Consider the following 13040-nt stretch of genomic DNA (forward strand, 5'->3'; position numbering starts at 1 on the left):
AGCGGCTTGCGGTGAGGTCTGGAAAAACGGACGCTGCTTCTCGGCTGGCTTAGGCGGACTCTTCGGGCTCCCGCTCCTCCCGCTCGTTCAGGCCGATGCGGGTCCAGCCCGGCGCGTCGGCCATGCCCACATAGCCAATTTCTTCCTGGGCCAGCGGGTGCGCGTAGTAGAGTTCGGTCAGCTCGGCCAGCAGCTCTTCGAAAAACCGGCCGGCGGGCACAGTTGCCCAGATTTCCCCCGGAGCATTGCCCTCCTGCACGCGTTGCAGCACGGTAGTTTGCTGCGCGGGTTCCAGCTCCCGGAAGTTCCGCTGAAACAAGGCCTGGGCGCTTTGGTTGATGCCACCCAGCCCCAGGCGGTAGGCTTCGCGGTCGGGCGGCAGGCTGTCGTAGCGCCAGCCGTCGCTGCCGCCCCGGGCGAGCCGCTGGTCGACGCCGGGCGCCAGCTCGATGGGCACGGCACGGTCGGGCTGGGGAATGAGGCAGGTGGCCACGGCCCGCAGCAGGTCGTACGTCGCGGGTTCCAGAAACTGCGGCGCATAGGCCGGCGCTAACAGGCGGGCCTGGAGCGCGGCCCGGGTGGCAGCGGTTACCAGCCCGGTTTCGAGCAGGGTGCGGACGGTGCTGGCGGGATAAGAAGATGCAGCCATGGAAAAATCAAAAGTCAAACGGCGGGCGCTGGCACCCTTTACAACGGTTCGCCTACTGGTCGCTGCTCAGCTTGCCGCCCGTCACGTGCACCAGCGAGCCGGTCATAAACGAGCCATCCTGCGAGGCCAGCAGCACATAGGCCGGCGCCAGCTCTTCGGGCTGCCCGGGCCGCTTGAGGGCTACTTCGTGGCCAAACTCTTTGATGTCGGCCAGTGGCATGGTGCCCGGGATGTTGGGCGTCCACACGGGGCCGGGCACCACGCAGTTTACCCGGATGTTGCGCTCGCCCAGGTGGGTGGCCAGGCTTTTGGTGAAGGCGTGAATGGCCGATTTGGTGGCCGTGTAGTCAATCAGGGTGGGGTGACCGGTGAGCCCCACGATGCTGCCCGTGTTGATGATGCAGTCGCCGCTGCCCATCTGCGGCAGCGCGGCCTGCGCCATCCAGATGTAGCCCAGAATGTTGGTGTCGAAGGTGCGCCGAATCTGCTCCTCGGTGATGTCCTCGAACTTTTCCTGCGACATCTGGTAGGCGGCATTGTTGACCAGAATGTGCAGCCCGCCCAGCTCCTGGCGGGTGCGCTGCACGGCTTGCCGGCACTGCTCCGGCTCGCGCACGTCGTGCTGCAGCAGCAGGCAGCGGCGCTGGTGCGTTTCAACCAGCCGCCGGGTCTCCTCGGCGTCCTGGGTGTTTTCGTTGTAGAGCACGGCCACGTCGGCGCCTTCCTTGGCAAAGGCCACGGCCACGGCCCGCCCAATGCCGGAGTCGGCCCCGGTGATGAGGGCGACTTTGCCCTGCAGCTTGCCAGCGGCGCGGTAGGCCGACAGGTCGGACTCGGGCTGCAGCTTCATGTCGGCCTGCCGGGCTGGGTAGGGCAGCTTCTCGGCGTGGTCGGCCATTTCGGCGGCCGTAACACGGGGCTTCGGCTCGGCGGTGTCCGGGCGGGGGGTAGATTGGGCGGAATCGGTCATAGCGAAGAGGAAAGACAAGGGTGAGAGTAACCGTTACGGCTCGGGGCAAGGCCGGTTTAAATGTCTACCTTGAGCGTGGCCGGCCGGGTCGTTTGCTCAAACAGCTCGCCGTGGGGCACAATGGTCATCTGGCCAAACTCCTGCAGCAGCTGGCGGTAGGCCGCGGCCACGGGGCGGGGCTTGCGGTCCAGGTCGTAAAGCCCGCAGGCGTTAACCGTGCCCTCCTTGCGGGCCAGGCCAATGTTCCAGTCAACTTGGTCAATCAGCGAATACCAGGTGAAGCCTAGCACGGGCACGCCGGCTTTGCGCATCTGCAGCACGTTCACCCACTGCTTCCACAGCCAGGTGGGCGCCTCCTGCGGGTCAAATACGTTGGTTTCGGTGTGCATCACGGGCTTGTGGTAGCGCTGGTAGTACTCGTGGGTGATGTGGTACCAGCCCATCACATCCATGCTGGTGATGGCCTCGCCGTTGGGCAGAATAATTTTCTCGTTGCGCCCGTAGTAGTCGTTGCCCATAATCTGGTAGCCGGGCGGCTCGCCGGCCATAAACCAGTCGTACTCTTTCGCCGTCAGGCCATTCTCGCGCAGGTAGCCGCACACCTCGCCGTCGGGGTGGTGGGCGTAGAGCAGGTCCAGCGAGAGAAAGCGCAGCTTGTTGTCGAGCTGGATGCGGGGCGTGCGCTCGGCCCGCAGCTCGTGGGTATACTCGGCCGACTCGCTTTGCACAATCACGCAGTCGGGCCGGTGCCGGGCAATCTGCTGGGTGCCCATGATGCTGGCCGCCACCAGGTGCTTCATGGCCGTCACAAAGGCGCGCTCGTCCTTCAGCTGCTCGTTCCAGAGGCCGTCCTTGGCGCTGAACTTGGCCGTCACGTAAATCTCATTCACCGGTGTGTAGTAGCGTACCCAGGGGTAGCGCGCGGCCACGGCGCCGCAGTACTCGGCAAAGTGCCCCGGCAGCTCGGGGTTCTGGAAATTGCCCAGCCAGTCGGGCACCCCGAAGTGCAGCAAATCCAGGATGGGCGTGATGCCCAAGCGGTTGATTTCGTTCAGAGCCAAGTCGGCAAACTCCCAGTCGTACTGGCCCGGCCCCAGGTGAATCTTGTGGTAAGGCAGGCCGTAGCGCAGCACTTTCAGGCCCAGGTCTTTCACCAACCCCAGGTCTTCCTGCCAGCGGGCGTAGTGGCCGCACTCTTCCAGCAGGTCGCGCCGAACTTTGCCGCGGCCGATGGTGGGGTACGAGCATTCGATGCCGGTGGCAAACATGAAGTTGCCGGGCGCGCCGCTGGGCAGGCCCCGCCCCACCGTGCCGGCAGCGCCGCCAAACTCGTCGCCGGCGTAGGTACCCGCGCCAAAGCGCTTGTTGAGGGCGGTCAGAAAGGAAGTGGCCATAAGCAGGACGGAGCAGACAAGCGCTATCAAAAGCGGACGGTTGAGCTTTAAGCGTTCAAGGCGCTGTTTTGTTAAGAACTTGCCCTGCAAGCGAGTCGCGCCTAATCCAAGAGTTATTCCGGCTGGTCGGTCGGATAGAGCGGCGGCTCCACTGCGGCACTTTTCTGCGCCGCGCCGTTGGCGGCGCTGCCAGCGCGCGGCACCCCGAAATGAATGCGGCGAAACAATGCCGTGGCCAGCCACATCGCCAGGCCGGGCGCCAGCCAGTACAGCCACAGTCCGTGGTAGCTGCCAGCCGCCACGGCGGTGCCCAGCGTGCGGGCCGGGTTCATGCTCATGCCGGAAAGGGGGGCCTCAAAGCACACGAATGCGGCCAGCAGGCCGCCCAGCAGCCAGCCCGTCCAGTCTTTCAGGCGGGCGGAGTGGAGGGCTACCAGCGCGGTCATCATCATGAGAAAAGAAATAGCAAACTCAGCGGCAAAGGCGACTGCCGTACCCGATAGGGTGGGCGTCGCGGGTTGGTTCACGGTGTAGTTAACTGCCGGGTGGCTGTATAAGGGCCCAAATCCATATTTGAGCAGCTGCGCGGTGCCCAGGGCACCGGCCACTTGCGCCAGCACGTACCAGCCCGCGTCGGCCGCTCGAATCTTGCCCAGCTGCCAGAACGCCAGCGTAACGGCCGGGTTGATGTGGGCACCGGAGCGTTTGCCCCAGGGACTGTACACAATAAGCACCAGCACCAAGCCCACCCCCAGGCCCAGCACCGCCCGGCGGAGCAGCGCGCTACTGGGCAGGGCCTGGTGCACGGGCGAGGCCGGGTGCTCCACCAGCATGGTCAGCAGCCCCGAGCACCCCACAAAAAACGACAACCCCAGCGCCTCGGCCAGGTAGTGGGGCCAGTGGCGACGCCAGGCGAGCAGGAAGCGGTTAGCCACGGGCATGGACGACAAAGGCAAGGCGAGCGGCTTTAGAACGCACCCGCCAGCGCATGGTTATGCTCGGAAGACGTATTCCAACCCCGTGGTAACGGCGCTAAGGCTACGAGTGCCGCCAGGCTACAGCTGCTGGCCGAAAGCGCGCAGGCGCGTTGCCACTTCGCTGGGAGCCTCGTAGGGCAGCAGGTGGCCTGCCCCGGCAATGAGTTCGAGCGGCGTGCCCGCGGGAAGCAAGGGCAGCGTACGGGTGTTATGCACTGCGGGCGGGAGTACCCGGTCCTGGTCACCCGAAAGAATGAGGCAGGGTACCTGCACGCGGCTCATCTGGTTGCTGATGTCCTCGCGGCTGCCCTGCTGCAGCCAGGCGTGGTACGCCCGAGAGCTGCTGCGCAGGTTGTCCTGTACCACCTGCTGCTGTACCGCCGGCGGGAGCGGGCGGGCCGTAATGTGGTGGAAGGTGTGCTCGGCGGCGGTCCGTTCACCAAACGCCTGCCGGGCTACCTGCCGCTCGGCCCCACTCATGGGCTCCGGGCTGGGCGGCGAAGGGTTCAGCAGCACTACCCCAGCCAGCCCCGCCGGCTGCCGGGCAGCGAGGGCCAGCGCAATTTTCCCGCCCATGCTGTGCCCCAGCAGCACGTAGCGGCCCAGGCCGCGGGCGTTGATATACTGGCTCACTTGGTCCGCGTAAGCCGCTACGGAACAGTCGTCCCGCGGTGGGGCGTCCCAAAACCCGCCAGGTCGGGAGCCAGCAAGTCATGGTCGGGTGCCAGCAGCTTGGCCATGGCCTCATAGGCCCGGCCCGAGCCAGCCCAGTAATGCAGCCCAACAAAGGCGAGCGGTTCAGGCATGAGAAATTATAAGCGAATGGGTACCCGCAATACGTGGCCGTGGCCATGAGGCTGACCAGTTAAAGGATGTTGAGCCGGCCGCCATCAGCCACCACCGTGGTACCGTTCACGAAGGCGGCCTGGGGAGAGGCCAGAAAGCAGATGACTTCGGCAATGTCCTCGGGCCGGCCAACGGCGCCGGTAATCTTTTCTTTCCCGCTTTTCACGTTGGGGTTTTCCCAGAGCATGGGCGTGTCCACGGCGCCGGGCGCCACGTTATTAATGCGCAACCGGCTGCTGTCGTACTCCTGGCTCAGGCCCCGGGTAAAAGCCTCCATGGCCCCTTTGCTGGCCGCGTAGGGGATGACGTTGGCCGAGGTCTCGTGGGCGTGAACCGAGCTGACGTTGACAATAGCGCCCTTTTTCATGTGGGGAATGCACAGCTTGCAGAGCAGAAACACCGCCCGCAGGTTGATGGCCATCAATTGGTCCCATTCTTCCATTGCCAACTCCGCAATGGGCCGATACGTCATCATCGCGGCGCCGTTAACCAGCACGTCCACGCGCTTCCACTTTTTTACAATGCTCGCCACGGCCGCCTGAACCTGCTCCAGGCTGCCGACATCGGTTTGCAGGAAAATGGCCGTGCCGCCGGCTTTTGTAATTTCCGCCACCACGGCGCTGCCTTCGCTTTCGGTGCGGCTCAGGATGGCCACCTTGCCCCCTTCGGCGGCCAGTTGCCGGGCGGTGGCCCGGCCAATACCCGAGCTTCCGCCCGTGACCACACAAACCTTGTTTTTAAACCGCGTCATCAGCTGCTGGCTTTAAAGAGAAAGGGGATTGGACCTGCCGCCCAACCGCCCGGGTAAGCAGCATAGGCGAGCCTGCCGAATCCAGGCAGAATCGGATAATTCCATTGGAATAAGCAACCCGAAACACCCGGATTGGTTACAGTCCAACTAACTCCGGCTTGCTTAACGCCTTCAAGGGTGCTGAGGGCATAGTCCGGGCATCTTAGCGCGGGTGAAACCGCGGGAGCCCAAATAGAACGCGTTGAGCTAAGTAGGTAAGGAGTTTCTGCTCGCTCCGCCAGGCCGCGCAGCCGTAATATGACCATGAGCCACTCTATTCCCACCTATCAGCTGCAGGCTTTTTCCAGCTATAACCACGCGCCTGCTGAGGTGTACTTTCCCGATTATGCGGCCAAGGAAAAGCCCAAAATTCCCCTGGACCGCCCCTACCGTGGCGACTACTACAAAATCAGTTTGTGCCTGCGGGGCCGGGCCGAGCTGAAAGTGAATCTGGCATCCTACACCGTGACACCCGGGTGTTTGGTACTGGCCACGCCCGACGTTATCAAGGAGTGGGGCTACCTCTCCGACGACTACGAAACGTTGTCTGTCTTTTTTACCAGGGAGTTCATCACCACCAACAACGCGGCCACGGGCAAGCTCCGCTTTTTTGTTTCGCCGGTTGCGCACGTGCTGCTGCTGCTGCCGGAAGAGGCGGCGGGCATTGCCGCGTCCTTTCGCTTTCTGCAGCAGAAATACCACACCCCTCACCCCGAGCGGGACAACATCCTGAAAAGCATTCTCAACAGCCTGCTCTACGAGATTGGCGACCTGTATTGCCCGGCGGCCGCGCCGCGCCCCACCGGTGCCACGCGGGGCCAGGTACTGGCCACCCAGTTTCGGCAGCTGGTGCAGGCGCACTACCGCTCGGCGCGCAGCGTAAGCCAGTACGCGGCCATGCTGTGCGTGACGCCCAAGCACCTCACGGCCCTGGTCAAGCAGGCCACCGGGCGCACCGCCAGCGACTGGATTGCCGACGCCGTGGTGCTGGAAGCCAAGGCCTTGCTGCAGACGCCGGCCCTGCCCATTCAGCAGGTGGCGGCCAGTCTGCAGTTCGCCGACCAATTCGCTTTCAGCCGGTTTTTCAAGAAAAGCACCGGGTTGTCGCCTACGGCTTATCGGCAGGTTGGGTAAGCGCATTTGCGGCCTTCTGGCCATATGCTGCCGCCATTGGGCCATGGCAGGGAGGTACCCGAATGCGGAATTTTGCAGCCGTTGTTTTCTCCCACGCCTGCACCCTTGCCGCGATGATACTAATAACCGGCGCCACGGGCCACCTCGGCTCGGCCACCCTTGATTTTCTGCTGCAAAAGCGCCCAGCCGCCCAGGTGGCGGCGCTGGTCCGCGACGAGCACAAAGCCGTGGATTTAAAAGCCAAAGGCGTCGAGTTGCGGGTGGGCAGCTACGACGACCCCGCTTCGCTGGACCGGGCCATGCAGGGCGTAGAAAAGGTGCTGCTCATTGCCGGTACCGACGAAGAACGCCGCGTGCAGCAGCACCAAAACGTGATTGACGCCGCCCAAAAGGCCGGGGTGCGCTGGGTGGGTTACACCAGCCGCACGCTGAAAGACCGGGCTACGATGGCCAACCAACTCATGGAAGGTCATTTTCAGACCGAAGACTACCTCAAAGCCAGCGGGCTGGCGTACAGCCTGTTTCGTAACGTTCTCTACCTGGACGCGGTGCCGCAGTTCGTCGGGCCGCAGGTGTGGGACAAGGGCATCTACCTGCCGGCCGGCCAGGGCCGGGTTCCCTTCGCCCTGCGCCGCGAGATGGGCGAGGCCCTGGCCACGGTACTAGCCGCCGCGCCGCCCGCCCGGCCGCTGTACACGCTCACCGGCAGCGAGTCGTACGGTTTCGCCGACGTGGCAGCAGCGCTGTCGGACCTGTCGGGAAAGCCGGTGGCCTACACCGCGGCAGAGGTGCCCGCCTTTGCGCAGCAGCTGCAAGGGCGGGGCTTGCCCGAAACGGTGGTCGAGCGGATTATTGGCTTTCTGACCGACATCAAAAACGGGCAGGAAGACCAAGTCAGCCCCGACCTGGCGCACCTGCTGGGGCGTAAGCCAACCGGGCTCCGGGCGGGACTCAAAGAGCTATATAAGCTGTAGTCACCACTCTTCTTCAGCTACTTACCTTTGAATACCCTACTCATGAAAATTGTCATCACCGGCTCATTGGGAAACATCGGCCAGCCCCTGGCCGAAACACTGGTGCAGCAAGGGCACGCGGTGAGTGTCATCAGCAGCAAGCCGGAAAAGCAGCCCGCCATTGAAGCCCTGGGCGCCAAGGCCGCCATTGGCACGCTGGAGGACGCGGACTTTCTAACCGCCACTTTCACCGGCGCCGAGGCCGTGTTCGCGATGGTGCCCCCCAGCTTCGCCGAGCTTGACCAGGTCGACTATTACCGCCGCCTGGCTGGCGGCTATGCCCAGGCCATTGCCCGGGCGGGCGTGCCGCGGGTGGTGCACCTGAGCAGCTATGGCGCCCACCTGGACCACGGCACGGGCTTTATCCTGGGCTCGCACCACGCCGAAAGACTGCTGAATGAGCTTTCCGGTGTGGCCCTTACGCACCTGCGGCCGGGGTACTTTTACACCAACCTGTTCAGCTTTGCCGGCATGATAAAGGGGCAGGGCCGGATGGGCGCCAACTACGGCGGCGACGACCCGCTGGTGCTGGTGCACCCGCGCGACATTGCAGCCGCGGCCGCCGAAGAGCTGACGACAACCGCCCGTGCCTCGCCCGTGCGCTACGTGGCCAGCGACGAGCAGCCGGCAAGTGAAGTCGCCCGCGTCCTGGGCGAGGCCATTGGCCAGCCGGGGCTGCAGTGGCTTACCTTCACCGATGAGCAAACCCGGCGCGCAATGGAGCAGCGGGGCCTGCCGGCCCACTTGGTAACCAACTTCGTGGAAATGGGCGCCAGCACCCACAGCGGAGCTCTGCGGGAGGACTATGACCAGCACCAGCCGGCCGTGCTTGGCCCAACCAAAGTGGCAGATTTTGCCCGGGAATTCGCAGCCTTTTACGAAAAGGCGTAACCCCGGGCAGGGTGGCCGCCGGCGACTAAGCAACCAATTCCCCCGCTGGCAGTTGCTGTCATCAAACCGCTTGCTCTTATCCGATGACGCTTTCTGAAAAAGGCCCGCTGGCCCCTGTTCCGGTTCTCTCAGCCACCCTCGAACCAATTTCCCAGGCTATCCAGCACTGGGCCGGTATTACGGCTGCGGCCCACTGGGACCTGTACCGGGTAGGCGAACAAGTCGACGGCGCCGATTTTTACGTGGGCGACGAGGAGTTGGGCCACCTGCACCTCAACGGCGAGGCCCACCTGGCCACCAGCCCGGCACTGGGCGCGGCGCTGGTGGCCAGCGGGATGGCCCGGCCGCTACGCTTTGGCGGGGCCGCCTACCGGGGCTGGACAGAATTCAGCGTCCACACGAGTGCCGACGCGGCGCACGCCACGTGGCTGTTCGAATTAAACTACCAGCGGATTTGCGGCCGCCCGGAGGCGGAGCTACTCGCCGAGGTTGCCCGGCACCAGCCCGCATAGAGAGTTCGCGGCCCGGTCCGCGACAATTGCGAGCTCAATGCCAGCCGGGCCCCAGCCAGGCCACCTATGGTTTGGCAAACTTGGTTGAACTCCCACTTACTGGGCGGAAAAGCGAAACGCCGCCGGCGTGAGGCCGGTCTTGCTTTTGAAGAGCCGTGAGAAGTACTGCGGGTACTCGAAGCCGAGCTGAAAGGCTGTTTCGTTGATGGAGAGCGAGGTGGTGAGCAGCAGGCGCTTGGCCTTTTCAATCAAGGCGTGGTGCAGGTGCTGCTGGGTACTCTGGCCGGTAAGGGCCCGTAGCATGTCGCCCAGGTAAGCCGGCGACACATGCAGGGCATCGGCGAAGTGCTGCACCGTGGGCAAAGGTGCCTCGCCCGTCTGGGCAAAATAGGCCGTCACTTGGGCTTCGAAGCGGCTCAGTAGGTCGTGTTCGGCCGTGCGCCGGGTCAGGAACTGGCGGTGATAGAAGCGGTTGGCGTAGTTCAGTAAAACTTCGAGTTGAGCCACGAGTACGTCCTGGCTGAAGGCGTCGATGGGCCGCTCGTACTCGCCGCGGATGACGGCAAGCAAGCCGTCGAGCAGATTTTCCTCCTGGGCTGAGAGGTGCAGGGCCTCGTGTACCTGATAGCTAAAAAAGCCATAGCCGGCTATTTTCCCGGCCAGCGGGTATGGACGCAGCAGGTCGGGATGAAACACCAGCATCCAGCCGCTGAGCTGGGTAATATCCAGCGTGGCATCGAAGGCCGACACCTGCCCGGGGGCCATAAAGCCCATCACACCCTCCCCGAAGTCGTAGGACTGGTGTCCGTAGTGCACCTTGCCTTTCAGGTTTTTCTTTACCCATACTGTGTAAAGCTGCTGCACCACCGGGGGCAGGTCGGGCGGCAGCACGTTGCGGCGGGTCTGCTCCAAATCGATGAGCGTGAGTAAGGGATGGGCCGGCGCCGGCAGGCCGCAGAAGCGGGTGTAGTCGGTAACGGTGTTGAGCACCAGAAACTCCTTGCTTGCGTTTTTCATAACGAAGTGCCCATAAGCGTTTTTTAAAGATAAAAGTCGCCGCCCCTCCCCTTCGGCTTGGTGAGGAGGGGCGGCGACCGGCTGCCGGCCAGAGATAAACAGCGGGCCCAGCGGATTTGCTTAATATGCCGCCCCGGCTGCGCTGCCCACGGGCAGGCTGGCGTCCAGCGCAGCCAGGTCCTCGGTGCTCAGGGCGAGGCCAGCGGCGGCCACGTTGGCTTCGAGGTATTTCACGCGCTTGGTACCCGGGATGGCCACCACGCCCTGGGCCAGCACCCAGGCCAGCGCCAACTGCGCGGGCGTCACGCCCTTGGCCCGGGCCAGCTGCTCCAGCTTCTCGACCAGCAACAGGTTGTGCGCGAAGTTTTCGGGCTGGTAGCGCGGCATGTGGCGGCGGAAGTCACCGGCGTCCAACTCGTCCAGGCTTTTGATGCCGCCGGTGAGAAAGCCCCGGCCCAGGGGCGAGTAGCCCACGAAGCCGATGCCCAGCTCGCGGGTGAGCTGCAGTACGCCATCGGCCTCTACACCCCGGTCAAAGAGCGAGTACTCCGTCTGGATGGCCGTGAGCGGGTGCACCGCGTGCGCCCGGCGGATGGTTTCGACCGGTACTTCGCTCAAGCCCAGGAAGCGCACCTTGCCGGCCTGCACCAGCTCGCTCATCGCGCCCACCGAGTCCTCAATGGGCACGTTGGGGTCGGGCCGGTGCATGTAGTACAGGTCGATGTAGTCGGTGTTTAGGTTCTGCAGGGAGCGGTCAATGGCGCGGCGGATGTAGTCGGGCCGGCCGTTAATGGTGAAGCTGGGGCTGAGCTGTCCGGCCTCGTCAATCTCGTAGCCGAACTTGGTGGCGATGGTGTACTGGTCGCGTTGCCCGGCCACGGCCTTGCCCACCAGCCGCTCGTTGAGCAGCGGCCCGTAGAGGTCGGCCGTGTCGAGGAAGTTGACGCCCAATTCGCGGGCCCGGTGGATGGTGGCGATGCTTTCGGTTTCGTCGGCGGGACTGTAGACGGTCATGCCGGCTAGGGTGGTCATGCCCATGCAGCCCAGGCCTTCGACGGGTACTTGAAGGCCCTGACTGCCCAGGGCGACGGTTTTGATGCTGCTCATATGCGGTTGAGGTTGAAGAGAATCATTAGGTGAAATTGCCTGACAAAGGTCTGCCCCCCGCTCCAGCCCGGAACTACACAAACCGCCGCTTCTGCAACACAAACCGCCGCCAACGCCCGTTACCAAGAGGCCGCCGACGAAGGCGTGCTTCCGCGCAACTGTGCAGTCTCGATTGGCCTTCATCTAAGCCTGCTGGTGGTTGTTAAATCGGCCAATTAATCTTCGGGCCATGTGGGCTGGCTCGCTTCATTGGGACAGATGCACCGGCCTCCAACACCTGACCGCAGCAGCCAAGCTGCCAGCCCAGCAGTTGTGGTTGAAAGACCTGGAGCAAGGCATATACTTAACTAGCTAGCAGCAGTCTTTGAACTGTTTGAGCAAAACGTTCTGTGCCTCAGACAGCCACCTATCGTGCCCCGGCGCCAGCCTGCCCAAAAGCAGGCCCGCGTCGGGGCAACCACGCTTATAAAAAGTGGTTTTTCAACTCTTCAGCCCAAGAGCTGACCAGTTGAAAGGAGTGCTTGATTCGACTCCGAAGCCAAGGGGCAGTGGGGGATGAAGGTTGAATGAAAAGAGCAAAAAGATATAAAATAAAGAGCAAAAAGCAAACTATGAAAAGTCGATTTTCGTTTAATAGGTATAACAAACGCCCACAAAAACAGCGCTTTATTATGAAAACGAACCGCAAGCCCGCCGCCTGCAAAGCTGCCACCGCCGTTACTTCCCGCCCCGATGTGTACCAGATTGTGACCGACCGCATTGTGGCGGCGCTGGAAGGCGGCGTGATTCCGTGGCGCAAGCCGTGGAGCGCGGTGTATGGCCTGCCCCGCAACTACGCAACTGGCGCGGCTTATTCAGGTATTAACGCCTTTCTGCTGCATTTCAGCGGCGCCCTGCCCTTTTTCCTGACCTTCAAGCAGGCGCTGGCTCTGGGTGGCAACGTACGCAAGGGCGCCAAAGGGCATCCGGTGGTGTACTACAACGTGTCGGTGCGCGAGAACGAGCAGACCGGCAAAGAGGAAAAGCTGCCGTTTCTGAAGTACTACACCGTGTTTTCGGTGGAGGACATTGAAGGCATCGAGTTTGATTTGCCCGCAGTCGAGCGGCACGACCATACGCCGATTGAGTCGGCCGAGGCCATCGTCAACAACTGGGAAGGGCGCCCCGCCATTGAGCACCTGCACCAGAGGGCCTACTACTCCCCGGCGCTGGATATGGTCAACATGCCCGAGCGGGCCACTTTCACCACGCCGAAAGGCTACTACGCCACGCTGTTTCACGAGCTAACTCACAGCACGGGCCACGCCTCCCGTCTGGACCGCCCGGACCTGACCGCCGGCGAAGGCAAGCTTTCGGCCAGCTACGCCCGTGAGGAGCTGACGGCCGAGATGGGCGCTTCCTTTCTGTGCGCGGCCGCCGGCCTCGAAACGGTGCAGACCGAAGAAAATGCCGTGGCTTACGTCCAGACGTGGCTGGAGCGGCTGAAAAACGACAAAAAGCTGGTGCTGCAGGCCGCCAGCAAGGCCCAGCGCGCCGCCAAGCTGATTCTAGGCGTGCCGGAGGAAACTGTGCCCGCCCCCGCTCCTGCCCGCGTGCTGGAATTCGCCCACGAAGAAGACGAAGTCAGCCGGCAATACCGGGAAGCGGAGCTCAGCTGGTTGGCCGCCGCCTAAGTCCGGGCCGCGGGCCGCCGGAAGCGGCGGCCCGCCGGGCCTTTGTTTCACCCTTTTCCTACCCCAC

12 protein-coding genes and 1 pseudogene are annotated in these 13040 nt (G+C 63.4%); 5 read left to right on the top strand and 8 right to left on the bottom strand.

Features of this window, described 5'->3' with window-relative positions:
* Positions 1–49: 49 nt before the first annotated feature.
* The 6 genes and pseudogenes from DLM85_RS23555 to DLM85_RS23580 form a co-directional block, all read right to left on the bottom strand.
* Positions 50–649: a gluconate 2-dehydrogenase subunit 3 family protein gene (locus tag DLM85_RS23555; RefSeq protein WP_111480643.1), complete on the bottom strand. Its 600-nt coding sequence runs from the start codon at positions 647–649 to the stop codon at positions 50–52.
* A gap of 52 nt (positions 650–701) precedes the next feature.
* Positions 702–1547: an SDR family oxidoreductase gene (locus tag DLM85_RS23560; RefSeq protein WP_424321701.1), complete on the bottom strand. Its 846-nt coding sequence runs from the start codon at positions 1545–1547 to the stop codon at positions 702–704.
* Between the two features lie 128 nt (positions 1548–1675).
* Positions 1676–3013, bottom strand: a complete 1338-nt coding sequence (locus DLM85_RS23565; protein ID WP_111480645.1) for a family 1 glycosylhydrolase — start codon at positions 3011–3013, stop codon at positions 1676–1678.
* Positions 3014–3126: 113 nt separating this feature from the next.
* Entirely contained in the window at positions 3127–3954 is an 828-nt protein-coding gene (locus DLM85_RS23570) for an MIP/aquaporin family protein (RefSeq protein WP_111480646.1), read from the bottom strand.
* Positions 3955–4068: 114 nt separating this feature from the next.
* Positions 4069–4656: pseudogene (locus DLM85_RS23575) on the bottom strand (alpha/beta fold hydrolase); the annotation flags it as partial.
* Between the two features lie 199 nt (positions 4657–4855).
* Positions 4856–5587 (bottom strand): SDR family NAD(P)-dependent oxidoreductase, encoded by a 732-nt coding sequence (locus tag DLM85_RS23580; protein WP_111480648.1) that lies wholly within the window; start codon positions 5585–5587, stop codon positions 4856–4858.
* Between the two features lie 303 nt (positions 5588–5890).
* On the opposite strand from DLM85_RS23580, the gene DLM85_RS23585 reads away from it, so the two are divergent.
* The 4 genes from DLM85_RS23585 to DLM85_RS23600 all read left to right on the top strand — a co-directional run bounded on the left by DLM85_RS23585 (position 5891) and on the right by DLM85_RS23600 (position 9176).
* Positions 5891–6760, top strand: coding sequence for an AraC family transcriptional regulator (locus tag DLM85_RS23585; protein WP_165822277.1), 870 nt, complete (start codon positions 5891–5893; stop codon positions 6758–6760).
* 113 nt (positions 6761–6873) lie between these two features.
* Positions 6874–7734: an SDR family oxidoreductase gene (locus tag DLM85_RS23590; protein WP_111480650.1), complete on the top strand. Its 861-nt coding sequence runs from the start codon at positions 6874–6876 to the stop codon at positions 7732–7734.
* Between the two features lie 42 nt (positions 7735–7776).
* Positions 7777–8664, top strand: a complete 888-nt coding sequence (locus DLM85_RS23595) for an NAD(P)H-binding protein (RefSeq protein WP_111480651.1) — start codon at positions 7777–7779, stop codon at positions 8662–8664.
* An 83-nt stretch (positions 8665–8747) separates the two neighbouring features.
* Positions 8748–9176, top strand: a complete 429-nt coding sequence (locus tag DLM85_RS23600; protein WP_111480652.1) for a luciferase domain-containing protein — start codon at positions 8748–8750, stop codon at positions 9174–9176.
* A 96-nt stretch (positions 9177–9272) separates the two neighbouring features.
* Here the strand turns inward: DLM85_RS23600 and DLM85_RS23605 are convergent, their stop codons facing one another.
* On the bottom strand, positions 9273–10193 hold the full coding sequence (locus DLM85_RS23605; RefSeq protein WP_111480653.1) for a helix-turn-helix domain-containing protein: 921 nt from the start codon (positions 10191–10193) through the stop codon (positions 9273–9275).
* A gap of 120 nt (positions 10194–10313) precedes the next feature.
* The gene (locus DLM85_RS23610) at positions 10314–11300 is read right to left on the bottom strand and encodes an aldo/keto reductase (RefSeq protein WP_111480654.1); all 987 of its coding nucleotides are present in this window, start codon (positions 11298–11300) and stop codon (positions 10314–10316) included.
* 671 nt (positions 11301–11971) lie between these two features.
* Here DLM85_RS23610 and DLM85_RS23615 point away from each other — a divergent pair.
* A complete protein-coding gene (locus DLM85_RS23615) occupies positions 11972–12973 on the top strand; it encodes an ArdC family protein (RefSeq protein ID WP_165822278.1) in 1002 nt (333 codons plus the stop codon).
* Positions 12974–13040 lie beyond the last annotated feature (67 nt).

This window comes from Hymenobacter edaphi (assembly GCF_003258365.1).
Classification (GTDB): Bacteria; Bacteroidota; Bacteroidia; order Cytophagales; family Hymenobacteraceae; genus Solirubrum; species Solirubrum edaphi.